Genomic DNA, 22,383 nt, shown 5'->3' on the forward strand with positions numbered 1-22,383 from the left:
AGTCGCATGCTTGAACTTGTCGCCGCTCTTTCGCTTTTCGTGGCGCTGCATTCCATTCCCGCCGTCCCTGCCGTGCGCGGCCGGTTGATTGCGGCGATCGGCCGGCCCGCCTATTTCGGGGCTTATTCCGTCGTCTCGCTTCTGACGCTGGGCTGGGTGTTTTATGCCGCGCTGTCGGTCGATTATATTCCGCTTTGGGATGTCGCGCCCTGGCAGGCGCATGTCACCTTTCTGGCAGCGCCGATTGGCCTGTTTTTCGTGCTGGCCGGCCTTCTCAGCGCCAATCCGCTTTCCATTTCCGTGCGGCAAGGGCAGGAGCCGGGGGCCATTGTCCGCATCACCCGCCATCCGGTGCTTATCGGTTTTCTGTTCTGGTCGCTTGGCCATGTCGTGCCGAATGGCGATCTGCGCTCCGTCATCCTGTTCGGCGGCTTTGCGCTGTTTTCGCTCGGCGGAATGGCCATGACCGAGAAACGCGCCCGGAAAAGGCTGGGGAATGCGTGGAACTTGGCGGCTGCCGGAAGCGCTACGATTCCCTTCGCGGCGGCTCTCACAGGCAAAACCCGCATCGCCGTCGATGGGCCGATGCTGCTTGCCGCGGCGCTGATGGGGTTGACGGCGTGGTGGCTGCTGGCCGGCGGCCATGCCATGCTTTTCGGCGCGGACCCCATGGCCTATCTCTGATCGCTTAGGGCGCCTTCACCATATGCGGCTGCCATATCGGCGCTTGTGGCGCGGAAGCGATGCCGAGCTGATCGATGGCGCGGGCGGCGAGCTGGTCGACAATATCGTCGACGCTTTGCGGCCTGTGGTAGAAGGCCGGCACCGGCGGCATGACGATGGCGCCAGCCTCCGTCACCGTGCACATGTTGCGCAGATGGATAAGATGCAGCGGCGTCTCGCGCGCCATCAGCACAAGTTTCCGGCGCTCCTTCAGATGCACATCGGCGGCGCGGGTAAGGAGATTGTCCGAAAGCCCGGTTGCAATGGCCGCGAGCGTCCGCATCGAGCAGGGGGCGACGATCATGCCGGCCGTCAGGAAAGAGCCGCTGGCAATTGCCGCGCCGATATCGTCGACGGCATGATTGACGCTGGCGAGCGAAAACATCCGTCCCATGGCTTCAGCACCTTCCTCATGCAACACGGTGCGTCTGGCGGATTGCGACAGGACGAGATGGATTTCGACGCTTTCCATCGCGGCGAGGCGCTCGACGATGCGCAGCGCTATTCCGGCACCCGAGGCACCGGTGACGCCGACCACCACACGGCACGGGCTCATGGCTGTTCTCCAAGGCCGAGATCGCGCCACATCAGATCCACTTTCGCGATCAAGTCAGGCGTCATGGATAGCACGCGGCCCCATTCGCGCTCCGTCTCCGGCGGCAGCTTGCGGGTGGCGTCCAGACCCATCTTACCACCGAGGCCGGTTTTCGGCGAGGCGAAGTCGAGATAATCGATCGGCGTATCGTTGATGATCGTTGTATCGCGCGAGGCGTCGAAACGGGTGGAAAGCGCCCAGACGACATCCGCCCAGCTGCGGACATCAATATCGGGATCGACCAGAATGATGAGCTTCACATAGCTGAACTGCGGCAGCATCGACCACAGGCCCATCATCACCCGCTTTGCCTGACCGGGATAACGCTTGTCGATGGAGGCGACCATGACGCGGTAGGAACAGGCCTCCGGCGGCATCCACAGATCGACGATTTCCGCAAACTGCCTCTTCACGAGCGGCAGGAAAATCTCGAGCATGGCTTCGCCGAGAACCGAGGGCTCATCCGGCGGCCGGCCGGTATAGGTGGAAAGATAGATCGGGTCGCGGCGCATGGTGATGGCCGACAACGTCATGATCGGAAAGGCTTCGACCGAATTATAGTAGCCGGTGTGGTCGCCATAGGGGCCTTCCATTGCCGTTTCTGTGGCCGAAACAGTACCTTCCAGCACGATCTCGGCATTGGCGGGCACCGGCATTGGCACCGTCAATGCCTTTGCGATGCGGCTTTTCGAGCCGCGCAGCAGGCCGGAAAAACCAAGCTCGCTGATATGTTCGGGAAGCGGCATGACGGCGGAAAGAATGGTGGCGGGATCAGTGCCGATGGCGACTGTTACGGGCATATCCAGCCCGCGCGCCTGCCACAGCCGGTGGTGATGCGCCCCGCCGCGATGCGCCAGCCAGCGCATGATCACCCTGTCCGGTCCCAACACCTGCATGCGGTAGATGCCGACATTGATATCGTCGGGATCGTCAGGCGAACGGGTGATAACCAGCGGCCATGTGATGAGCGGGGCCGGCTCGCCCGGCCAGCACCATTGCACCGGCAGGCAGGCAAGATCGACCGCATCACCCGTCACTACCTTTTCCTGCACCGGCGCGCGCGAGACGTTGCGTGGCCGCATGGATAGTGCGGCCTTCAGCAAAGGCAGCTTACCCCATGCATCGGCCATGGATTTCGGCGGCTGCGGCTCGCGCAATTCGGCGAGCTTTCGTCCAAGTGCAGGCAGGTCGCCGGTCTCAAGCCCCAGCCCCCATTCGATGCGCTGCCGCGTGCCGAAAAGATTGGCAAGCAGCGGCATGTCCCGCACCTTGCCTTCATGGTCGACAGGTCGCTCGAACAGCAGTGCCGGCCCGCCATCGGCGAGCACGCGGCGGTGGATTTCGGTGATTTCATGCACCAGCGATACCGGTTGGCGAATTCGCCGCAGCTGCCCACGCTCCTCCAGCAGCCGGATGAAACCGTGCAGATCGGCGGTGCGGACGGGTCTCGTTTCTGTTGCTTCGTCTCTCATGCCGCCTGTTTGCAGGCGCCAGTGCGGCATGTCCTTGCGCTGCCGCAAATGCGGCTCAGTGCGAACGAAGATATTCGGCGAGAACCAGGGCGTGGTTGTGTTCGGTATCGTGGGCGGCATAAAGCAGCGTGACCCGGCCCTTCGCCATCAGCTCCTTCATGTGCGCCACGGCATCGGGATTGGCGGCCAGCTCCTCATGATAATGCCGGGTGAATTCCTCAAAGCGGGACGGCATATGGGAGAAGTTCTTGCGCAATTCGTTGCTGGGCGCGATTTCCTTCATCCACAGGGAGAGCTTTGCGTTTTCCTTGCTCATGCCGCGCGGCCACAGCCGGTCTACCAGAATGCGCGCGCCGTCATCGTCGCTGGCGGGTTCGTAAATCCTTTTGACCCTTAAATCGGACACGGGCGGCCTCCCTAGCTTGGCAAGTGAATGATTTATAGCGGCTTTTGTGAAGGCGCACCCGAAAATTTCCCTGTCTTTGCGTTCGCTCAAACCGCCATCCGCGCGCTGCGGTTAGGTTGCCGCCCCAACTGAGCCGACAGGACCTTTCATGAGACCATTTCCCGCTGCCATCGCCCGCCCCATGAATTTCCTGCCCATTGCCGTGGTGCAGCGAGCGACGGCGGCGATGCTGGCGCAGATCATGAAGCGGCATCCGGATATGTTCGTCCGGCTCGGCGAACATCGTGGCAAGCGCTACGCCTTTCTGCCCGTCGATCTCCCCTTTGCCTTCTTGGTCGAGCCGGCAGGTCCCGCCATCACCGTCAGCCGCAAGGCCCGCCTGCCCAAGACGGATGCGGCGGTCGAGGGACCGCTCTTCATGCTGCTTGCGTTGATGGAGGGGCGGCAGGATGCCGATGCGCTGTTCTTCTCGCGCGATCTCAGCGTCACCGGCGATATGGAGGCGATGCTGGCGCTGCGCAATGCGCTCGATGACAGCGGTATCGATCTGCCGCGCGATCTCGGTGCATTTGCCGGACCTTTCGCGCCAATGGTAACGGGTCTTGCGAACCGCCTGCGCGGCCATGTTCTATCCGAAACACGGGGAGGTGAGGCATGGAACTGATCTGTCCTGCGGGAACGCCTGCCGCCTTCCGCGAGGCCGTGGATGCCGGGGCGGATGCGGTCTATTGCGGTTTTCGGGATGAAACCAATGCCCGCAATTTCCCCGGCCTTAATTTTTCCCGCGAGGAGCTCGCCGAGGCCATCGTTTACGCGAAAAAGCGCGGTGTCCAGACCTTCGTGGCGCTCAACACCTTCATGCGCGCCGGTAGTGAGGATATCTGGTATCGCGGTGCGGCCGATGCCGTGAAGGCGGGGGCGGATGCGCTTATCCTTGCCGATTTCGGTCTGATGGCGCATGTGGCGGAACATCATCCGCAGCAGCGTATCCACGTCTCCGTGCAGGCCTCCGCCTCCAATGCGGACGCTGTGAATTTCCTCGTCGATGCCTTCGGCGCGAAACGTGTGGTGCTGCCGCGCACGCTGACCATTGCCGACATCGCCCGGCTGGCGCGGCAAATCCGCTGCGAGATCGAAATCTTCGTGTTCGGCGGTCTCTGCGTCATGGCGGAGGGGCGCTGCTCGCTATCCTCCTACGCCACAGGCAAGTCACCCAACATGAACGGCGTCTGCTCACCGGCCAGCCATGTGCGTTACCGGCAGGACGGGCAGGAGCTGGTATCGGAACTCGGCGAATACACCATCAACCGTTTTCCGGCCGGCGAGGCGGCCGGTTACCCCACGCTGTGCAAGGGCCGTTTCGAGATCGCGGATGACAGGTCCTATGCCTTCGAGGATCCGGTGTCGCTTGACGTGATGGACCAGATCGATGCCTTGCGCGAGGCGGGCGTCAGCGCGCTGAAGATCGAGGGCCGCCAGCGCGGCAAGGCCTATGTGGCGGAAGTGGTTTCCACCCTGCACCGGGCGCTTGCCGCCGGTGCTGAGGAGCGCGGCAGACTGCTTTCCCGCCTCCGGCTCCTGAGCGAAGGGCAGCGCACCACCGTCGGTGCTTATGAGAAACGCTGGAGATGACGGCGATGGCAAAACCCGCAAAAGCCACATTGGCCCTCGGCCCGGTCCTCTATCTCTGGCAGGGGGAGAAATGGCGCGATTTCTATTTCCGTATCGCCGATGAAGCGCCCGTCAGCCATGTCTATCTTGGTGAAACCGTCTGCTCCAAACGGTTTCATTTCACCGAGCCACATCTGGCGGAGGTGATCGAGCGGCTGGAGAGTGCGGGAAAACAGGTGATCCTCTCGACGCTTTCGCTGGTGACGCTGGAGCGGGAAAGCCGCCACCTGCGCGGCCTGATCGCCGACAGTCCCTATCCGGTCGAGGCGAACGATCTTTCCGCGCTAGGCATGCTGCACGGCATGCAACATGTCGTCGGGCCGATGGTGAATGTTTATAATGCCGCGACCGCGCGGTTGCTGTCGTCTCGCGGCGCGAGCGCCATATGCCTGCCGCCGGAACTGCCGATGACCTCGGTGGAGCGCATCGTGGCGGAGGCGCCTGATGTGGACTACGAAATCTTCGCCTTCGGCCGCCTGCCGCTCGCCATTTCGGCGCGCTGCGCCCATGCCCGCGCCAAGGGCAATATCAAGGATAATTGCCAGTTCGTCTGCGGGGACGATCCGGATGGATTGCCGGTACGCACGCTCGACCGGCAGTCGTTTCTGGCGCTGAACGGCGTGCAGACAGTGTCGCACACCTGCCAGTCGCTGCTTGGCGAATTGGAGGATCTGGCCTCTGCCGGCATTTCCCGCTTCCGGCTGTCGCCGCAGGACTGCGACATGGTCGCGGTGGCGCAAATCCATGATGATGTTCTGGCCGGCAGGCGGGAGGCGGAGGACGGTCTTGCACGTCTCGAGCAAATCTATCCGGACGTGCCCTTTTCCAATGGTTTTCACCACGGGCAGGAAGGGGCGGCCTGGATCGCCCGTGCCCGCAACACGGCGCATGGGGTGAATGCATGACGACGAACGGGCAAAGTGAGCAAACGCTGCCCGCAGCGGCACCGGGCGGAGCGGATATCGCGGCGGCAATCCATCTGGTGCGCGACATTGTCTTGCAGAGCGCGCTTGATTGCGGCTGCCGCGACAGGGTGCACGAGGCGCTGCGCGAACTCGAGGATTTCGAGCGCCAGCGCAATATCGTCAAGCTTCTGGCCGCCGCCCGCGAGGAGCGGCGCAAGATCGCGCTCCTGACCGAGATGCTCTGCGATTTCGCCGAAGACGACAAGGTGGATGAAGGTGTGGTTGAAACCGCAAGCCTGATGTTTCTCGATATCGCCGCCGCCGCTCAGGAGGGCTCGCGACTCCTGCGGGACGCGCTTTCACTCAAGAAGGGTGAATAAATCCCTGTTTTCGGCCCTGTTTGATCCTGCGCAAAGAGCAGGCGCTTGCAAAATGTCATTTCCGGGGTGGTGACGCGACGGGACCGGAAGACAGGTCTGAGCGGGCGTCACGCGCATCATGGCGCTTCCGGCGCGAAAGGATCAGGACCATGGCCCATCTCACCCGTCGTCAGGCTCTTTCAGCCTTTTCCGGGCTCGCGGTCGCGACACTTGCCGTACCACATGTTGCGAAGGCGGAAGCGCCGCTCACCTTTTATGGCCCTCCGGCCGCGCCCTCCGCCGTGCTGGCCCATGCGGTAAAGGGTGGGTTCCTGAAGGATGTCGCACCCGGAGCGGTCTTCAAAGCCTGGAAAACGCCGGATGAAATGCGCGCCGCCGTCGCCTCCGGCTCCATGGGGGCGGTGGTGATGCCGAGCTACGGCGTCGCCAATCTCCACAATCGCGGTCTCGGCCTCGGGCTGTTGAACGTGCTGACCACGGGCCTGCTCTATATCGTTTCGAAAGACGGGACGTTGAACTCCCTGCAGAGCCTTTCCGGCAAGACCCTCGCTTTGCCGTTCAAGAACGACATGCCCGATTTCGTGCTGCGCCGCCTTGTTGCCGAAAACGGCCTGAAGCCCGGCGACATCACGCTGGAATATGCCGCTTCGCCGCCGGAAGCCGTGCAATTGCTGCTGACGGGCCGGGTGGATGCCGCCCTGCTGAGCGAGCCGGCCGCGACCGCCGTGCTCATCAAGGCGAAGTCTTTTTTCATGACCGTCCATCGCACCATCGATATCCAGCGGGAATGGGCGAAGGTGGCGGGCAAGGCTGAAATTCCGCAGGCTGGCCTCGCCTTGACATCGCCGGTCCAGCAAAAACTAGGCAGGGCCGGCATCGAGGCTTTGCAGGGCGCCATGGAGACGGCGCTTGCCAGCGCTGCGGCCGATCCGAAGATGGCGGCCGCTGCGGCCGCCGATGCCTTGGGTTTTCCGCCGGAAATCATCGCTGCCTCCTTCCCGACAAGTCATCTGTGCGCCCTGAAGGCGAGCGCTGCGCGCGCCGATCTCGAGGCTTTCTACGATGAGCTTGCCAAGGCCGACCCGGCAATCATCGGCGGCCGGCGGCCGGATGACGGGTTTTATCTGGTGTAGCAGGCATGAACCGCATTCTCGAAAGTCTTGGCTGGATGGGCCGCTATCTTTGGGCGGGCTGGGCCGGGCTTTCAGGCATTTTCTGTTTTCTCGCCGCCTGGCAGGCCGGGCATGAGATTTATGGCTCCTTCATCCTGCCTTCGCCCGGGGAGACCTTCGCGACAATGGGGCTTCTGGCGGCACGACCGAATTTCTTCGCCATCCTGTCGCAGAGCGCCGTCAGGGCCCTGACCGGCTTTGCCATCGCCGCCGGCATCGGCACGGTGGCGGGCGTGCTGGCGGGCTATTCTTTCGCGGCCATGCGGTTGATGAAGCCTGTCGTCACCGTTCTGCTCGGCGTGCCGCCCATCGGCTGGATCGTGCTTGCGCTCATCTGGTTCGGCTCGTCGGGGGGCACGGCTGTCATGACCGTCATCATCGCCTCGGCTCCCGTGTCCTTTGCCGGTGCGCTGGAAGGTGTCGCCAAGCGGGACCGTCAGCTGGAGGTGATGGCGCAGGCCTTCGGCGCTCCATGGTTTTACCGGCTGCGCACCGTCACCATGCCGCATGTGCTCTCCTACCTCTTCCCGGCCTGGACGACGACGGCCGGAAGCGCGTGGAAAGTAACCGTCATGGCCGAGCTCCTTTCGAATTCCGGCGGCATTGGCGGCGAACTGGCCACCGCACGCGCGCTGTTCGACATCGCACAGGTCAGCGCCTGGCTCACCATCACCGTCGCGCTGGCGCTGCTGACCGATTACGGCCTGCTGCATCTGCTGCGCGAGGCGCTGGAACGCTGGCGCGCCGCCGGGCTACCATGGGGTGTCAAACGATGAGCGACCGTTCCATCCTGCGCTTCGAACATGTCGGCCACGCCTTTCTCGGCCGCAGCCTGTTCGAGAATTTCAATCTCGGCATAGCGCCGGGGGAAACCGTGGCGCTGCTCGGCCCCTCCGGCAGCGGCAAGACGACGATTTTGCAGATCGCGGCTGGTATCATCGATCCTGTTCGCGGCCGCGTGCACCGCCATTATCGCCGGCAGGGGCTGGTGTTTCAGGAGCCGAGGCTGCTGCCGTGGATGACGCTTATCGACAACATCGCCTACGGCCTTGCGGCGGCCGGCATGCCGAAACGGGAGCGGCGCGAAAGGGCGGGCCGTTTTGCGCTGGAAGTCGGTCTGGAGGCGGCGGATTTCGGTAAATATCCGGTGGAACTCTCCGGCGGCATGCGCCAGCGCGCCGGCGTTGCGCGGGCGCTCGCCGTGGAGCCGGACATGCTGTTTCTGGATGAGCCCTTCAGCGCCGTCGATGTCGGCCTGCGCCGTCATTTGCAGGAGCTTCTGGTGAGCGCCGCCCGCCGGCGCGGTTTTTCCACCCTTCTCGTCACCCATGATCTTCATGAGGCGTTGCTGGTTGCCGACAGGCTGATCGTGCTCTCCGGCGTCGATGGCCGAGTCATTGCCGCGCATGAGCCCGCGGGTTCGCCGGGCCGGCGCATGGCGCGTGCGGTTTTCGACGAAGCGGAACGCCTGTCCGAGAGCCCGGCCTTCGCCGAATTATTTTCAGCAAAGGAGCGGGTACGATGAGGCAGCCCCCCATCCTTTCCGAAGCCTTGCGGCTGTTTTTCCCTCTGGCCGCCCTGCACGGTGCGAGCTGGCCCTTCCTGTGGATCGTCATCGGTGGTTATGCCCTGCCTTTCGCCGATGCGGTGCCTGCATCGCAATGGCACGCCCATGAAATGATCTTCGGCACTTATGGCATGGCGCTTGCCGGTTTTCTTGGCTCGGCGGTGCCGGAATGGACGGATACGAAGCCGACGCAGGGACGAACGCTGCTTCATCTTGCCGGTCTCTGGTTGCCGGGCCGCCTTATCGGCTTTCTCGGGATGGAGGCAGGGAGCCTGTTTGCAGGTTTTTTCGATCTCGCCTTTCTGCTCGCGCTCTCTGTTCTCATCGGCAGGGCGATGCTGGCGCGGCGCACGGCGAAGCACCTGGCGTTCCTTATCTGGCTTCTTCTGTTTACGGCGGCTGAAGCGGGTGTGCGTTATGCCTGGTGGAGCGGCGATCTCGAACTTGCATCCCGCTTTCTGGAAGCGGCGCTGTGCATTTTCACCGTGCTGTTTTCACTTTCCGCCGCGCGTATCAATGTGGTCGTCATCAATCTGGCGCTCGATCCGGGTGGCGAGACCACGCCTTACCGGCCGCATCCCGGCCGCCAGCATATGGCGGGCGCCATGGTGACGCTTTACATGGCGGCGAAACTTTTCTTTCCGCAAAGCGATGTCTGCGCCTGGCTTTCGCTTGCGGCCGGGGCCGCCTTTTTCGACCGGTTGGCCGAATGGTTCATCGGGCGTGCCGCCTTCAAGACCGAGGTGCTGTTGCTTGGCCTCGGCAACGCCTTTGCGGGCGCGGGTTTTCTGGCGCTCGGCGCGACACGGCTCGGTTTTCCCGTCACGCCCGCCGCAGGGCTGCATCTGCTGTCGGTCGGGGCGCTGGGATGCGCCATCATGGCCGTCTTCATCATTGCCGGGCTGCGGCATACGGGCCGCAATCTGACGTATCTGCCATGGCAGACGCATGCGGCCGCCGTTCTGATGGCGATGGCCGGTCTGGTCCGCATCCTGCCGGAATTCGATTTTGCCGCGACATTATCGCCCTATCACCATGGCCTCAGCGCCGTTTTGTGGGCGGCGAGTTTCGGGGTCTGGTTGCAGGGCTTTCTGCCTTTCATGCGCTCGCCTGGCATCGATGAGGCGGGGGCATGCGGATGAGACAGACCTTGCCCCGCTGCGCCGACATCACTGTTCTGACGAATTTGTTTATTTTTTCGGCAAAAGCACAATGTGAAATCAGTGGCTTGGAGGAGGGGTATTGATGAATGTTAGTTTTAATAAATAATCAATAAAATCAAGTGGTTGAACATATTTTCTTTTTGGTCGATTATAACTCCAACCGAATAGGGAACCGCGAATATGCCTAAAATAGTCGCGCCTCAACACGCAGATGAAAAGCCGAGCCGGACGAGGGAACTTGTGACCTTCGCCGTTCTGGCCTTTGGAATCTGGCCCATTCTGGCGGTCGGATTTGTCGGAGCCTATGGTTTTATTGTCTGGATGTTCCAGATCATTTACGGCCCGCCGGGGCCGCCCGGACATTGAGGGCGAGATGATGATGGAAGTCTCTCTCAGCCGGCGCGATTTCCTGCGCGGCGGGCAAAAAAATAGACCACGCATCTGTCCCCCCGGGGTCGCGTTGAGCGACCTCGCCGCGTGCAGCGGTTGTGCAAAATGCGTCGAGGCCTGTCCCACCGGCATCATTGCCATGGCGGACGGTCTGCCTTGCGTGGATTTCTCCGCTGCGGAATGCACCTTCTGCGGCAAATGCGCGGAGGCCTGTCCCGAGCCTGTCTTTGCCGCCCCCGCGGCGCAGCGCTTCGATCATGTCATGGCGATCGGTGAGGGGTGTCTCGCCTTCGGCAATATCGATTGTCAGGCCTGCCGCGATGCCTGTCCGACCGAGGCTATCCGGTTTCGGCCCCGGCGCGGCGGCCCCTTCGTTCCGGAACTGCTGGAAGATGCCTGCACCGGTTGCGGGGCCTGCGTGTCCGTCTGTCCCGCCAGTGTGATCGAGATCAAAGATAGAGCCACGGAGATGCAATATGCCTGAAAATACAGGCCGGTATCATGTTTCAAGCGCCGTGGTGGCGGTGATGCCGCAGATGCGGGACGCCGTGCTGGCAACGCTTTTAAAGCTCGACAATGTCGAGGTTCATGGCGAGGGCAACGGCAAGATCGTCATCGTCATAGACGGCACGAGCACCGGCATGCTGGGCGATACGCTCACTTATATTTCGACACTCGACGGTGTGATTGCCGCCAACATGGTTTTCGAACACGTCGACACAGAGGAGACAAGCGGCGATGAGCAGCGAACTGACGCGGCGTGATCTATTGAAGGCCCATGCCGCCGGCATTGCGGCGGCAACGGCGGGTATTGCGCTACCGGCCGCTGCCCAGCCGGTGCCGGGCGGGGTTTCCGCATTGCAGATCAAGTGGTCCAAGGCGCCCTGTCGTTTCTGCGGCACGGGCTGCGGCGTCATGGTCGGCGTCAAGGAAGGCAAGGTCGTCGCCACCCATGGCGACATGCAGGCGGAGGTCAATCGCGGCCTCAACTGCATCAAGGGCTATTTCTTGTCCAAGATCATGTATGGCAAGGACCGCCTGCAAACCCCGCTTCTGCGCAAAAAAGGCGGCGTCTACGCCAAGGACGGCGAGTTCGAGCCGGTGAGCTGGGATGAGGCCTTCCACGTAATGGCGCAGCAGTGCAAGCGGGTGCTGAAGGAGAAGGGGCCGACGGCCGTGGGCATGTTCGGCTCCGGCCAGTGGACGATCTTCGAAGGTTATGCCGCGACCAAGCTGATGCGCGCCGGTTTCCGTTCCAACAATCTCGATCCCAATGCCCGCCACTGCATGGCGTCCGCCGCTTACGCCTTCATGCGCACCTTCGGCATGGACGAGCCGATGGGCTGTTACGATGATTTCGAGCATGCCGATGCCTTCGTGCTCTGGGGTTCGAACATGGCGGAGATGCATCCCATTCTGTGGACGCGCATTGCCGACCGGCGTCTGGGCTTCGACCATGTGAAGGTGGCGGTGCTTTCGACCTTCACCCATCGCAGCATGGACCTTGCCGATATTCCGATGGTCTTCAAGCCGGGTACGGATCTCGTCATCCTCAATTACATTGCCAACCACATCATCAAGACCGGGCGCGTCAACGAAGACTTCGTGAAGAACCACACGAAATTCGTGCGCGGTGTCACCGATATCGGTTATGGCCTGCGGCCCGACAATCCGGTGGAGGTAAATGCCGCCAATTCCGCCGATCCGACCAAGACCGAAGCGATCGATTTCGAGACCTTCAAGGAATTCGTCTCCGAATACACGCTGGAAAAGACCGCCGCCATGACCGGCGTGGAAGCCGGCTTCCTGGAGGAGCTGGCCGAGCTTTATGCCGACCCCAACCGCAAGGTCATGTCGCTCTGGACCATGGGTTTCAACCAGCATGTGCGCGGCGTCTGGGCCAACCAGATGGTCTACAATATCCATCTTTTGACCGGAAAGATTTCCGAGCCGGGCAACAGCCCGTTCTCGCTCACCGGCCAGCCCTCGGCCTGCGGCACGGCGCGCGAGGTGGGCACCTTCGCCCATCGCCTGCCGGCCGACATGACGGTGACCAACCCGGAACACCGCAAACATGCCGAGGAAATCTGGCGCATCCCGCACGGCATCATCCCGGAAAAGCCGGGTTATCACGCCGTGCAGCAGGACCGCATGCTGCATGACGGCAAGCTGAATTTCTACTGGGTGCAGGTCAATAATAACGTCCAAGCCGGTCCCAACACCAAGAACGAGACCTATCAGGGCTATCGCAACCCGGAAAATTTCATCGTTGTTTCGGATGCCTATCCGACCATCACGGCCATGAGCGCTGACCTCATCCTGCCCGCCGCCATGTGGGTGGAGAAGGAGGGGGCCTACGGCAATGCCGAGCGGCGCACCCATGTCTGGCACCAGCTGGTGGAGGCGTCGGGCGAGGCGCGTTCCGACCTCTGGCAGCTGGTGGAGTTCTCCAAGCGCTTCACCACGGATGAGGTGTGGCCGGCGGAGATACTGGACGCCAATCCCGCCTATCGCGGCAAGACGCTGTACGAGGTGCTCTTCAAGGACAGCGATGTCGGCAAGTTCCCGTTAAGCGAGATCAACGGCGAATACGAGAACCAGGAAGCAAAACACTTCGGCTTCTATCTGCAAAAGGGTCTCTTCGAGGAATATGCCGCCTTCGGGCGCGGCCACGGCCACGATCTGGCGCCTTACGATGCCTATCACGAGGTGCGCGGCATGCGCTGGCCGGTGGTGGATGGCAAGGAAACGCTGTGGCGTTACCGCGAAGGTTACGACCCCTATGTCAAACCGGGCGAGGGCGTGAAATTCTACGGCAACAAGGACGGCAAGGCGGTCATCATCGCCGTGCCCTACGAGCCGCCGGCGGAATCCCCGGATGCGGAATTCGATACCTGGCTGGTGACGGGTCGCGTGCTGGAGCACTGGCATTCCGGCTCCATGACCATGCGTGTGCCGGAACTCTACAAGGCCTTTCCCGGCGCCCGCTGTTTCATGAATGCCGACGATGCGCGCAAGCGCGGGCTCAATCAGGGCGCGGAAATCCGCATCGTCTCGCGCCGTGGCGAAATACGCTCCCGCGTGGAAACGCGCGGCCGCAACCGCATGCCGCCCGGTGTCATCTTCGTTCCCTGGTTCGATGCCAGCCAGCTCATCAACAAGGTGACGCTCGACGCAACCGATCCCATCTCCAAGCAGACGGATTTCAAGAAATGCGCAGTCAAGATAGAGCCGGTCGCATGATCAGGAAACACGGATGGATGATCGCCGCTTTCGTCGTTGCGACGGTGGCGACGGGGGCCGTTGCGCAGATGGTGCCGGAATTGTCCGGTCCGCGCGGCGATGCCATGCAGACCGAACCTGCGAAACCCCTGCCGAAATGGGTGATCGACGATTTCAGGCGCATGCGCGCCTATCCCGAACAGCCGCCGGTCATCCCGCATTCGATCGACGGTTACCAGCTTTCGGTCAATGCCAACCGCTGTCTCTCCTGTCACAAGCGCGAATTCACGCAGGATTCCGGCGCGCCGATGATCAGCGTCACCCACTACATGACGCGCGAAGGCCAGATGCTGGCGGATGTTTCGCCGCGCCGTTATTTCTGCACCGCCTGCCATGTGCCGCAGGCCGACACACGGCCGCTCGTGCCCAACACCTTTCAGGACATGAGCGAGATGGGCGTCAAACCGGCGGGTAGCGAATGATGATCGCCCGTGTGAAAAAACTTCTCGTTTGGCTCTGGGCGGTTCTGACGACGCCGGCCGGCACGCTCAGCCTCGCCTTCCTCACCCTTGGCGGTTTCGTCGGCGGAGTCATGTTCTGGGGCGCCTTCAACACCGCGCTCGAAATGACCAACAAGGAAGCCTTCTGCATTTCCTGCCATGAGATGCGCGCGAATGTTTATGAGGAACTGACGCGGACGGTGCATTTCTCCAACCGCTCCGGTGTGCGCGCCTCCTGTCCGGATTGCCATGTGCCGCATGAGTGGACGGACAAGATCGCCCGCAAGATGCAGGCCTCGAAGGAGGTCTGGGGCAAGATTTTCGGCACCATCGATACGCGCAAGAAGTTCCTCGACAAGCGGCTGGAGCTTGCCCAGCACGAATGGTCGCGCCTGAAGGCCAATGACAGCCTGGAATGCCGCAACTGCCATTCCTCCGCCGCCATGGACTTTACCAAACAGACGCAGCGCGCCGCCGATATCCATTCCAAATATCTGCTGACGGGCAAGGCCACCTGCATCGATTGCCATAAAGGCATCGCCCATGAATTGCCCAATATGGAAGGCATAGACCCCGGCTGGAAAATGCCGCCAGCGCTCAACGACCAGCCGGGGCCGACGGCCTCCGCCGTCGACGACCTGCGGCGTGCGATGACGGATGTGCACCGGAACGTGTTCTGATCGCCTGAAGAACAAAACGCCGTGCATCCCTTCGGGCGCACGGCGTTTTCGTCAGTGCAACCGGATCGCGGCTGTCGCGGCGATCCGGTTGCCAATATGTCTATGGCTTAGCCGATCTTCACATTGTCATCGCGCTTGATGGCGATGACGGTCGAGCGCGGCAGCTTGCCTTCGCCATCCGGGAAGGGAGCGTCGGGGTGCTGGATGCCGACGAAGTGGGTGCGCTTGTCGCCGGACCATGTCTGGCCGGTGACTTCGGAACCCTTCGGGGCGGTGAGGAAGCGCTCGATACGGCCGGTGGCCGGGTCGCCCGCCAGCATCTGGTTGTTGCCCTGGCCGGCGAAGTTGCCTTCATTGGTGTCCTCGCCATCGGTCTGGATCCAGAGCAGACCGGTGCTATCGAACATCATGCCGTCAGGCGAATTGAACATGTTGCCTTCGTTGATGTTCGAAGAACCCGCATAGGCGTCCTTGTGGACGGAAGGGTTGCCGGCCATGCAGAACAGGTCCCACTTGAACTTGCCGTCCGCATGGTCGTCATTTTCCGGATACCAGCGCACGATCTGGCCGTATTCGTTCTTTTCGCGCGGGTTGGCGGCATTGATTGCCATGGCGTCGCCGCCGGCATTGGCGCGCAGCTTGCCGTCCTTCATTTCGCCGCGACGGCTGTTGTTGGTCAGCGCGCAATAGGCTTCGATGGCGACCGGGTTGATGGCGACCCATTCCGGGCGGTCCATGGTCGTTGCGCCGACCTTGGAGGCGGCCTGACGGGTGAAGACGCAGATTTCGTCCATCTTCATTCCGGTGGTTTCAGGCGTCAGGGCGAGCCATTCGCCGGCGCCGTCATCGGCGAACTTCGCGACGTAAAGCGTGCCTTCGTCGAGCAGCTTCGAGGTGTCGCCGCCCGGCACGTAAATGCCGTTGGAGACGAATTTATAGAGGAATTCGCCACGCTCGTCGTCACCCATGTAAACGACGACACGGCCATCGCGGGCGATGACCACGGCGGCGTTTTCGTGCTTGATGCGGCCAAGCGCGGTGCGCTTGATCGGGGTGGAGGAGGCGTTCGAAGGATCGATCTCGACCACGTAACCGGCGCGGCGCGGTTCGTTGGGGTTCTTGGCGACGTCGAAACGCTCGTCGAACTTCTCATAGGCGTAGCGGGTTTCGGCGACGATGCCGTAACGCTTGTAATCGTCAGGCAGCTTGAAGGCGGCATCGGTGGTGCCGAAATAGCCGTTGAAGTTTTCTTCGCAGGTGAGGTAGGTGCCCCAGGGCGTGCGGCCGGCGCCGCAATTGTTGAAGGTCCCGAGACAGTCGACACCCTTCGGGTCGGCGGCGGTCTTGACGAGATCGGAGCCTGCGGCCGGGCCGGAAAGCTTCATTGGCGTGTTGTGGTGGATACGGCGGTTGAAGGGGCTGTCGAGAACGATCTTCCAGCCGTCCTTGTCTTCCGCGACTTCCATGACGGTGACGCCCTGCATGTTCTGCAGGATTTTCACGTCGTCGGCCGTCTTCGGATTGCCTTTCTCAGCGTGCGGAAGGTTGACTTCGGGGTTCACATATTCATGGTTGACGGCGATCAGCTGGTGGCTGCCGACCACGAAGAGTTCCATGCCGTCGGTGTTTTCGCCGAAGACCTTGTCGGAGTTTTCAACGCTGACGCCCTTGGCGGGGTCGAGATCGGGAACGTTGGAGAACAGCGGCTGGCCCCATTTCGCCAGCGGCTTCCAGTTATAACCTTCCGGGACATGGATGGTGTTGTCGGTGGCGGCGGCAACCGGCTTGAAGGGGAAACGGCCGACGGCGGCTTCCTGCGCTTCGGCCGAGGTGCTGCTCATCAGGTTGCCGAGCGTGCCCATGGCGGCCGCGGCCGAACCGAAGGCAAGCACGCCGCCCAGAAAGCCGCGGCGGGAAATCGCGGTTTCGACGACGCGGTCGAAATCGGTTTCGGCCGGCGGCGGGTTCTGCAGTTCGTCCCACTCGTCCCAGGACAATTTGCTCGTATCGATGTCGGTCATAGTCTGTCTCCACCGTTGCTTGTTTGGAATCATTCCAGCAAGGTGCCTACCGTCCCAATATTTCATGCGGATGACGGAAAGGGCAGTATCGGCGGTCATTTTCCCCGCGCCGGGGCGGCTTTTTTCGTCAGCGCCGGATCAGGATGCGGGTGACAAGAAAGCCGTCGAAGCGGCAGAAGCGGAAGGGAATCTCCGTTCCCCTGCGCCATTCGCCGCCTATGTCGGCGGTCAGCCGCAGCGAGGCCGAGCCGTTGTCGTCGAAGCCGGATAATTCCGCCGCCTCGAAAAAGAAAAACCGTTTCACTGTCGGATAAAGCGCCTTGAACAGGCTTTCCTTGGCCGAAAAAATCAGACCGGTCATGAAGGGGTCTATGGCGTTGCCGAGGCTGTGGCGTTCATTCGCCGTCAGGGCCTGCGTGGCGATATCGCAGGCCTCCTCTTCATTCAGAAGCCTTTCAATATCGATGCCGATGCCGCGGAACCGCCCGGAAGAGCCGGCAAGGGCAATCGCCCGCTCGTGGCTGTGGGAAATCGCGCCGATCACGCCTTCGGGCCAGAGGGGCGCGCGGTCCTCACCCATGCCGGGAAAGGTGGAGCGGCCGGTGAGGCGGCGGATGGCCTCGGCCGCGCATCTGCGCCCGGCGATGAACTCCGCCTTGCGTTTGGGCAGTGCGTGTAAAAGCTGCGGCGGCAAGGGAGGGACCTCGCCGCCGCAACCCTCATCGGCGCTGTAACGAAGGGTGAGGCAATGGCAATCGCCGCTGTCGTCCGGCCAAGGCCAGATGGCCTCCGGTGGATCGCCGGAGACGGCTTCGCGATGAAACGCCGTTGCAATGGCCATGTCCGTCACCTTCATCCAGCGGCCTAGATCATGATGTGAGCGGGATGGCGAAACCGCTCACGCTTTTCGCCCTCCCGCTCCCGTTCAGGCCGCAAGCGTCGCGCCGCCATCGACGACGATCTGCTGCATCGTCACATGGCCGGCCTGATCGGAGGCGAGGAACAGCACCGTATCGGCGATATCGTCCGGCCTCGCGATCTTGCCGAGCGGGATGCCGAGCTTGAACTGCTCGGGCAGGCCGGCGACCAGCCGGTCCTTGCCGGAAGGATCGCTCAGCATGCCGGCGAGCATCGGCGTATCGGTGGAGCCGGGTGAAACGACATTGCAGCGCACGCCATAGGGCGCAAGCTCAAGGGCGGCGCAATGGCTGAGGCTGACCAGCGCCGCCTTGGAAGCGCAATAGGCCATCATGCCGATGCGCGGCACGACGGCGGCATTGGAGCCGACATTGACGATGGCGCCGCGCCGCTGCCGCTTGAAGGTGCCGCTCCATTGCCGCAGCATGTAGAATGGCCCGGCGGCGTTGACGTCCATGCAGGCCTTCCAGTCCGCCGGCGTCAGGCTTTCGCTGTCGCCGAGCCGCAAAATGCCGGCGGCATTGACCAGAATATCGAGCCCACCCCATTCGCTCTCGATCGCCTTGCAGGTCGTCTCCACTGCCGCCGCATCGGTGATGTCGAGTGCGATCTGGCGGAAGGGGGCGTCCGCCGTGTCGGCCAGAAGGTCGAGGCCGATGACCTCGGCCCCTTCCTCGATGAAACGTTCGGCGATGCGGCGGCCGATGCCCTGGGCCGTGCCCGTCACCAGCACACGCCGTCCGGTAAATCTCTGTTGCGTCATCTTGTCCGTCCGCTCAGGCTGCGAGCCGCTTTTCTTCGATCAGCGCCCACCAGGCGGAGAGTGTCGGCACACGCGCAAGCTCATCGAAGCCGACGGTGACACCGCGTTCCTTCAGCTCGCCGGCAAGCTTCATCACCTGCAGTGAATCCAGTCCGTAGAAGATGAGGTTCTCATCGGGGTCGATATCGCTTTCATCCTCCACCATCTGCAGGACGCGGGCTTTCAGCCATTCGCGGGTGCCGGTGGCCTCGCCTGCGCCGACAAGGCTTGCGGTGTCGATCACCACGCCGCAGCGCGTCGCCACATATTGCAGCGCCATGCGGTGTTCGGCCTCGGAAAAATCGGCGACACCGTCACCGATCATGAAGGGCTGAATATCCTTCATGAAGGCTTCCACCGCCGTCATCATGCAGCCGATATGGGCGTAAACGCCGCCGACGATGATCTGGTCGCGGCCCCAGCCTTTCATGCGCTCAGCAAGGTCGGAACGCTGGAAGGCGCTGTAGCGCCATTTGGTCAAAACCACGTCGTCGGGCGTCGGCGCGAGCTTGTCGACCACCTTCTGCAATTCCGGATCGACGACGGTGAGACCCGGCCCCCACATGTCGTTCAGGAGCGCGCGGTCGCCCGGCGGCTGGTTATGCGGCTGGGCGGTATAGATGACCGGCACGCCGTTCTCTACGGCCCATGCCTTCACCTTGGCGAGATTGTCGATGAGGGCGGTCATCAGCTTGCCGTCGGCCTCGTAAAACCGCAGGAAATAACGCTGCATGTCGTGGATGAGCAGTACGGCGCGTTTCGCATCGGGCTGCCATTTTGTCTTGTTGGCCGGAAAGTTCGCGGCGACCGGCATCGGATAGTCGGAAATGGTGGGGATCGTCATGATGACCTCGGTTTTTTGCTGCGCCGGCTCGGGCGGCGCGTAATCTTTGGAATTGGGGACGCCCTTTTTTGAGCGTCCCTTTCGATTGGCGCTGCTTGTCAGGCGCTGATGGCGACGGGGGCCGTCAGCAGGTCGCGCAGGCGCTTCTTGTCGATCTTGCCGACGGCGGTGAGCGGCATGGCCTCGATGAAGCGCACACGGTCCGGCAGCTTGTAGTCCGCGACGCCGAGACCGGCGAGATGCTGGCGGATGGCTGGCGCCTTGAGCGCGGGATTGCGCGACACGACGAAGACGCAGCTTTTTTCGCCGAGAAGTTCGTCCTGCATCGCCACAAGCGCCGCGTGCGTCACATCCGGATGCCGCAGGATCAGGTTTTCCACCTCTTCCGAGGCGACCTTTTCTCCGCCGCGATTGATCTGGTCCTTCACCCGGCCAACGACCCGGAGATAACCTTCGGGCGTGCGCTGCACGACGTCGCCGGAATAATAGAAGCCATCCTCGTCGAAGACCCGGGCGCTGTGTTCGGGGGCGCGGTAATAGCCCCGGAATGTATAAGGACCACGGGTCGCCAGCATGCCGGCTTCGCCCTCGGGCACGTCGTTGCCGTCCTCATCAACGATGCGGATTTCGTCATCCGGGCTGATCGGCCGGCCTTGCGTGGTGAAGACGATATGGTCGGGATCACCGAAGCGGGTGTAGTTCACCAGACCTTCCGCCATGCCGAAGACCTGCTGCAGATCGCAGCCCAGCACTTCCGGCACCTGGCGGGCCAAAGCCTCGGCGAAGCTTGCGCCGCCGACCTGCAGGAGCTTCAGCGACTTCAGCCGTTCGCGATGGGCGGGAGCCGCCTGCAGCCACAGCGCCACCGCCGGCGGCACCAGCGGCACGATATCGACGCCGTGTTTTTCGATCAGATCGAAGCAGGCAAGCGGCTCCGGATTGGCGGCCATCACCACGGTACCGCCGGCGTGGAATACACCGAGCGCGCCGGGCGAACTCATCGGGTAATTATGCGCCACCGGAATGGCGCAGAGGAAGCGGGTCTGCGGCGAAAGTTCGCAAATCTCCGCGCTGGCCCGGGCGCTGTAGTCGTAGTCGTTATGCGTCCGGGGGATCAGTTTCGGCGTTCCGGTGCTGCCGCCGGAAAGCTGGAACAGCGCCACCTCATCGGCGGCGGAAGGGGCGTAAGCCGGTGGATTTTCGGCCGGGGCGGCCAGCTTCTGCTCCAGGCTTCGCTGCGGATCGGTTTCGCCGAGCAGCAGGGTTACGGCAAGCTTTGGAGAGACCGCCTTCAGCGCCTCCACAAATGTGTCATCGGCGAAAAGCTCGTGGCTGCGCGAGGCGATCACCAGCTTCGGCGCGATCTGCTCCGCATAGGAGGTCATTTCCAGCCGGCGATGGCTGAAAAGCGCATTGACGGGGGCGGCGCCGATTTTGATGAGCGCGAAAAAGACGAGATAGAACTCGGCTATGTTCGGCAATTGCACCAGCGCCGTATCACCCCTGCCGATGCCTGCGGCGGAGAGATGTCCGGCCAGATTGGAGGATTGCCGGTCGAGATCGGCATAGCTGAAACGACGGTCGCCGCAGATCAGCGCTGCGGCGTCCGGCCGGCGCTCCACCTGTTCGGCGAGAATGCCGCTCAGCGGCCGGTCGATCCAGTAGCCACGTTCGCGGTATCGGCGAACGAAATCCTCGGGCCAGCGTTGGAATTCGATTGTCATGGTTTGTCCCTGGAAAAATTAGGCCGCAAGACCGCAGGCGTTCAGCATGGTCTTGAGCTTGGTCTGCACCTCGGCCCATTCGGATTCGGGCTCCGAGGCTTCCACGATGCCCGCGCCGGCAAAGAGCCGCACGGTTTCCCGCTGCACGGTGCCGCAACGGATGGTCACCACCCATTCGCCGTTTCCTTGCGAATCCGTCCAGCCGACCATGCCGGTGAAGAGGCCGCGCTCGAAAGGCTCGACGAAGCGGATGAGGCGATGGGCGCGCTCGGTGGGGAAGCCGCAGACGGCTGGCGTCGGGTGCAGCAGGCAGGCAAGCTGCAGCGCATTGGTTTCCGGATCGGCGAGACGGCCTTCGATGCGGGTCGAAAGATGCCAGAGTGCCGCCGTGTTGATGAGGGAGGGTTTTTCGGGAACATCGAGTTCCGCGCAGACCGGCGAAAGCAGCGAGCGGATATCCTCGATGACGAGGCTATGCTCGTAATGGTCCTTTTCCGAAGCCGAGAGCCGATCCGCATTGGCCTTGTCCGCCGCCGGATCGACCATGCGTTTTGCCGATCCCGCCAGCGGGTTCGAGATGATTTTCTCTCCCTGCTTGCGAATCAGAAGTTCCGGGCTGACGCCGATCAGGTCGCCGCCATCGGGCAGCGGGATGCGGAACTGGTAACCTTCGCGGTTCTGTTTGGCGAGGCTCGCCAGCAATCTTTCGACATTGACCTCGGAGGCGAAAGTCAGTTCACGCATGACGGAAAGCACCGCCTTGCGGACTTCGGAATGGCGGAAATTGACGATGGCATGTTCGACGGCGTGTTTGAAACCGCTCTCGTCCGGCAAGCTGTTCTGTCCGACAAGTGCGGGCATGGCCGAATCGGCGACGATCGGCTCCGCATCCTTGGAATTCCATTCATAGTTGTATGGAATATACAGGCATGAAGGTTCGCTGACATCGAAGGGGATCGCGCCGATGGCGATGGGGTTCTCCTGTCCCTCCCGCTGCGCACGCTCGAAGGCGCCGGCCAGTGCCTGCTGCAGCGGGCTGGCAATGTCTTCGCCGCCCCGGGCGGGAATCGTTATCTTTTCGCGAATGCCCTTGGCGCGCAATTGCCCGCTGCCGGAAGTAAATAGAAATTCTCTATTAAATTCAGTAGTTTCGTCGGATTCGACGTCATTCGTCCTGAGTGCTCCCGTTTTCATGGGATGCCTCCTGTGCGAGTGGTTGACGATGGCT

General features: G+C 62.4%; 24 protein-coding genes. 15 read left to right on the forward strand and 9 right to left on the reverse strand.

Annotated elements, in window-relative coordinates; all coding sequences use genetic code 11:
• The first annotated feature begins 6 nt into the window (after positions 1-6).
• Positions 7-684 (forward strand): NnrU family protein, encoded by a 678-nt coding sequence (locus ACQZ5G_RS20525; RefSeq protein WP_448738631.1) that lies wholly within the window; start codon positions 7-9, stop codon positions 682-684.
• A 4-nt stretch (positions 685-688) separates the two neighbouring features.
• Here the strand turns inward: ACQZ5G_RS20525 and ACQZ5G_RS20530 are convergent, their stop codons facing one another.
• Genes ACQZ5G_RS20530 through ACQZ5G_RS20540 form a run of 3 tightly spaced genes read right to left on the reverse strand, consistent with a single transcriptional unit; the run spans position 689 to position 3,196 of the window.
• Positions 689-1,279: a UbiX family flavin prenyltransferase gene (locus ACQZ5G_RS20530; RefSeq protein ID WP_448738630.1), complete on the reverse strand. Its 591-nt coding sequence runs from the start codon at positions 1,277-1,279 to the stop codon at positions 689-691.
• On the reverse strand, positions 1,276-2,790 hold the full coding sequence (locus ACQZ5G_RS20535) for a UbiD family decarboxylase (protein WP_448738629.1): 1,515 nt from the start codon (positions 2,788-2,790) through the stop codon (positions 1,276-1,278). The genes ACQZ5G_RS20530 and ACQZ5G_RS20535 overlap by 4 nt, the downstream gene beginning before the upstream one ends.
• 55 nt (positions 2,791-2,845) lie before the next feature.
• A complete protein-coding gene (locus tag ACQZ5G_RS20540) occupies positions 2,846-3,196 on the reverse strand; it encodes a DUF488 domain-containing protein (protein WP_448738628.1) in 351 nt (116 codons plus the stop codon).
• 148 nt (positions 3,197-3,344) lie between these two features.
• Between ACQZ5G_RS20540 and ubiT the strand changes: the two genes are divergently transcribed.
• The 14 genes from ubiT (at position 3,345) to ACQZ5G_RS20610 (ending at position 14,846) form a co-directional block, all read left to right on the forward strand.
• Positions 3,345-3,860 (forward strand): ubiquinone anaerobic biosynthesis accessory factor UbiT, encoded by a 516-nt coding sequence (gene ubiT / locus ACQZ5G_RS20545; RefSeq protein WP_443407689.1) that lies wholly within the window; start codon positions 3,345-3,347, stop codon positions 3,858-3,860.
• A complete protein-coding gene (gene ubiU, locus ACQZ5G_RS20550) occupies positions 3,851-4,828 on the forward strand; it encodes a ubiquinone anaerobic biosynthesis protein UbiU (RefSeq protein ID WP_448738627.1) in 978 nt (325 codons plus the stop codon). The genes ubiT and ubiU overlap by 10 nt, the downstream gene beginning before the upstream one ends.
• Before the next feature lie 5 nt (positions 4,829-4,833).
• Entirely contained in the window at positions 4,834-5,772 is a 939-nt protein-coding gene (ubiV, locus tag ACQZ5G_RS20555; protein WP_448738626.1) for a ubiquinone anaerobic biosynthesis protein UbiV, read from the forward strand.
• Positions 5,769-6,152, forward strand: coding sequence for a hypothetical protein (locus ACQZ5G_RS20560; RefSeq protein WP_448738625.1), 384 nt, complete (start codon positions 5,769-5,771; stop codon positions 6,150-6,152). The genes ubiV and ACQZ5G_RS20560 overlap by 4 nt, the downstream gene beginning before the upstream one ends.
• Positions 6,153-6,301: 149 nt before the next feature.
• Complete coding sequence (locus tag ACQZ5G_RS20565; protein ID WP_448738624.1) at positions 6,302-7,285, forward strand: ABC transporter substrate-binding protein; 984 nt, start codon at positions 6,302-6,304, stop codon at positions 7,283-7,285.
• Positions 7,286-7,290: 5 nt separating this feature from the next.
• Complete coding sequence (locus ACQZ5G_RS20570; protein ID WP_448738623.1) at positions 7,291-8,100, forward strand: ABC transporter permease; 810 nt, start codon at positions 7,291-7,293, stop codon at positions 8,098-8,100.
• Positions 8,097-8,849 carry an ATP-binding cassette domain-containing protein gene (locus tag ACQZ5G_RS20575; RefSeq protein ID WP_448738622.1) on the forward strand — a complete coding sequence of 251 codons (753 nt, stop codon included), beginning with the start codon at positions 8,097-8,099 and terminating at the stop codon, positions 8,847-8,849. The genes ACQZ5G_RS20570 and ACQZ5G_RS20575 overlap by 4 nt, the downstream gene beginning before the upstream one ends.
• A complete protein-coding gene (locus ACQZ5G_RS20580) occupies positions 8,846-10,033 on the forward strand; it encodes an NnrS family protein (RefSeq protein WP_448738621.1) in 1,188 nt (395 codons plus the stop codon). Before ACQZ5G_RS20575 ends, ACQZ5G_RS20580 begins: the two co-directional genes overlap by 4 nt.
• Positions 10,034-10,234: 201 nt before the next feature.
• Positions 10,235-10,420 carry a periplasmic nitrate reductase, NapE protein gene (gene napE / locus ACQZ5G_RS20585; RefSeq protein WP_003585411.1) on the forward strand — a complete coding sequence of 62 codons (186 nt, stop codon included), beginning with the start codon at positions 10,235-10,237 and terminating at the stop codon, positions 10,418-10,420.
• A gap of 7 nt (positions 10,421-10,427) precedes the next feature.
• Positions 10,428-10,928, forward strand: a complete 501-nt coding sequence (locus ACQZ5G_RS20590; protein ID WP_448738620.1) for a ferredoxin-type protein NapF — start codon at positions 10,428-10,430, stop codon at positions 10,926-10,928.
• Positions 10,921-11,208 carry a chaperone NapD gene (locus tag ACQZ5G_RS20595; RefSeq protein WP_448738619.1) on the forward strand — a complete coding sequence of 96 codons (288 nt, stop codon included), beginning with the start codon at positions 10,921-10,923 and terminating at the stop codon, positions 11,206-11,208. Before ACQZ5G_RS20590 ends, ACQZ5G_RS20595 begins: the two co-directional genes overlap by 8 nt.
• A complete protein-coding gene (napA, locus tag ACQZ5G_RS20600) occupies positions 11,183-13,687 on the forward strand; it encodes a periplasmic nitrate reductase subunit alpha (RefSeq protein WP_448738618.1) in 2,505 nt (834 codons plus the stop codon). The genes ACQZ5G_RS20595 and napA overlap by 26 nt, the downstream gene beginning before the upstream one ends.
• Entirely contained in the window at positions 13,657-14,148 is a 492-nt protein-coding gene (locus tag ACQZ5G_RS20605; RefSeq protein ID WP_065655264.1) for a nitrate reductase cytochrome c-type subunit, read from the forward strand. Before napA ends, ACQZ5G_RS20605 begins: the two co-directional genes overlap by 31 nt.
• A 2-nt stretch (positions 14,149-14,150) precedes the next feature.
• Positions 14,151-14,846 carry a cytochrome c3 family protein gene (locus ACQZ5G_RS20610; RefSeq protein WP_031234041.1) on the forward strand — a complete coding sequence of 232 codons (696 nt, stop codon included), beginning with the start codon at positions 14,151-14,153 and terminating at the stop codon, positions 14,844-14,846.
• 107 nt (positions 14,847-14,953) lie between these two features.
• Here ACQZ5G_RS20610 and ACQZ5G_RS20615 read toward each other — a convergent pair whose 3' ends face one another.
• From ACQZ5G_RS20615 to ACQZ5G_RS20640, 6 genes are all read right to left on the reverse strand, one after another.
• Entirely contained in the window at positions 14,954-16,867 is a 1,914-nt protein-coding gene (locus ACQZ5G_RS20615) for a PhoX family protein (RefSeq protein ID WP_003520939.1), read from the reverse strand.
• Positions 16,868-16,994: 127 nt separating this feature from the next.
• On the reverse strand, positions 16,995-17,708 hold the full coding sequence (locus tag ACQZ5G_RS20620) for a 4'-phosphopantetheinyl transferase family protein (RefSeq protein WP_003520938.1): 714 nt from the start codon (positions 17,706-17,708) through the stop codon (positions 16,995-16,997).
• 84 nt (positions 17,709-17,792) lie between these two features.
• Positions 17,793-18,548: a 2,3-dihydro-2,3-dihydroxybenzoate dehydrogenase gene (gene dhbA, locus ACQZ5G_RS20625; RefSeq protein WP_003520937.1), complete on the reverse strand. Its 756-nt coding sequence runs from the start codon at positions 18,546-18,548 to the stop codon at positions 17,793-17,795.
• A gap of 13 nt (positions 18,549-18,561) precedes the next feature.
• Positions 18,562-19,431 carry an isochorismatase gene (locus ACQZ5G_RS20630; protein ID WP_003520935.1) on the reverse strand — a complete coding sequence of 290 codons (870 nt, stop codon included), beginning with the start codon at positions 19,429-19,431 and terminating at the stop codon, positions 18,562-18,564.
• A 98-nt stretch (positions 19,432-19,529) separates the two neighbouring features.
• On the reverse strand, positions 19,530-21,155 hold the full coding sequence (locus tag ACQZ5G_RS20635) for a (2,3-dihydroxybenzoyl)adenylate synthase (protein ID WP_448738617.1): 1,626 nt from the start codon (positions 21,153-21,155) through the stop codon (positions 19,530-19,532).
• Positions 21,156-21,173: 18 nt separating this feature from the next.
• Positions 21,174-22,349, reverse strand: coding sequence for an isochorismate synthase (locus ACQZ5G_RS20640; RefSeq protein WP_448738616.1), 1,176 nt, complete (start codon positions 22,347-22,349; stop codon positions 21,174-21,176).
• Positions 22,350-22,383 lie beyond the last annotated feature (34 nt).

The organism is Agrobacterium sp. 22-214-1 (assembly GCF_053522465.1).

Excerpts from the sequence above, each read along its gene's own strand:
- ACQZ5G_RS20575 (WP_448738622.1), top strand. The coding sequence starts at position 8,097 with ATGAGCGACCGTTCCATCCTGCGCTTCGAACATGTCGGCCACGCCTTT.
- ACQZ5G_RS20630 (WP_003520935.1), bottom strand. The coding sequence starts at position 19,431 with ATGACGATCCCCACCATTTCCGACTATCCGATGCCGGTCGCCGCGAAC.
- ACQZ5G_RS20565 (WP_448738624.1), top strand. The coding sequence starts at position 6,302 with ATGGCCCATCTCACCCGTCGTCAGGCTCTTTCAGCCTTTTCCGGGCTC.
- ACQZ5G_RS20580 (WP_448738621.1), top strand. The coding sequence starts at position 8,846 with ATGAGGCAGCCCCCCATCCTTTCCGAAGCCTTGCGGCTGTTTTTCCCT.
- napE (WP_003585411.1), top strand. The coding sequence starts at position 10,235 with ATGCCTAAAATAGTCGCGCCTCAACACGCAGATGAAAAGCCGAGCCGG.
- ACQZ5G_RS20605 (WP_065655264.1), top strand. The coding sequence starts at position 13,657 with ATGCGCAGTCAAGATAGAGCCGGTCGCATGATCAGGAAACACGGATGG.
- ubiU (WP_448738627.1), top strand. The coding sequence starts at position 3,851 with ATGGAACTGATCTGTCCTGCGGGAACGCCTGCCGCCTTCCGCGAGGCC.
- ACQZ5G_RS20590 (WP_448738620.1), top strand. The coding sequence starts at position 10,428 with ATGATGATGGAAGTCTCTCTCAGCCGGCGCGATTTCCTGCGCGGCGGG.
- ACQZ5G_RS20560 (WP_448738625.1), top strand. The coding sequence starts at position 5,769 with ATGACGACGAACGGGCAAAGTGAGCAAACGCTGCCCGCAGCGGCACCG.
- ACQZ5G_RS20635 (WP_448738617.1), bottom strand. The coding sequence starts at position 21,155 with ATGACAATCGAATTCCAACGCTGGCCCGAGGATTTCGTTCGCCGATAC.
- ACQZ5G_RS20570 (WP_448738623.1), top strand. The coding sequence starts at position 7,291 with ATGAACCGCATTCTCGAAAGTCTTGGCTGGATGGGCCGCTATCTTTGG.
- ubiV (WP_448738626.1), top strand. The coding sequence starts at position 4,834 with ATGGCAAAACCCGCAAAAGCCACATTGGCCCTCGGCCCGGTCCTCTAT.
- ACQZ5G_RS20640 (WP_448738616.1), bottom strand. The coding sequence starts at position 22,349 with ATGAAAACGGGAGCACTCAGGACGAATGACGTCGAATCCGACGAAACT.
- ACQZ5G_RS20615 (WP_003520939.1), bottom strand. The coding sequence starts at position 16,867 with ATGACCGACATCGATACGAGCAAATTGTCCTGGGACGAGTGGGACGAA.
- ubiT (WP_443407689.1), top strand. The coding sequence starts at position 3,345 with ATGAGACCATTTCCCGCTGCCATCGCCCGCCCCATGAATTTCCTGCCC.
- dhbA (WP_003520937.1), bottom strand. The coding sequence starts at position 18,548 with ATGACGCAACAGAGATTTACCGGACGGCGTGTGCTGGTGACGGGCACG.
- ACQZ5G_RS20595 (WP_448738619.1), top strand. The coding sequence starts at position 10,921 with ATGCCTGAAAATACAGGCCGGTATCATGTTTCAAGCGCCGTGGTGGCG.
- ACQZ5G_RS20530 (WP_448738630.1), bottom strand. The coding sequence starts at position 1,279 with ATGAGCCCGTGCCGTGTGGTGGTCGGCGTCACCGGTGCCTCGGGTGCC.
- ACQZ5G_RS20525 (WP_448738631.1), top strand. The coding sequence starts at position 7 with ATGCTTGAACTTGTCGCCGCTCTTTCGCTTTTCGTGGCGCTGCATTCC.
- ACQZ5G_RS20535 (WP_448738629.1), bottom strand. The coding sequence starts at position 2,790 with ATGAGAGACGAAGCAACAGAAACGAGACCCGTCCGCACCGCCGATCTG.
- napA (WP_448738618.1), top strand. The coding sequence starts at position 11,183 with ATGAGCAGCGAACTGACGCGGCGTGATCTATTGAAGGCCCATGCCGCC.
- ACQZ5G_RS20620 (WP_003520938.1), bottom strand. The coding sequence starts at position 17,708 with ATGGCCATTGCAACGGCGTTTCATCGCGAAGCCGTCTCCGGCGATCCA.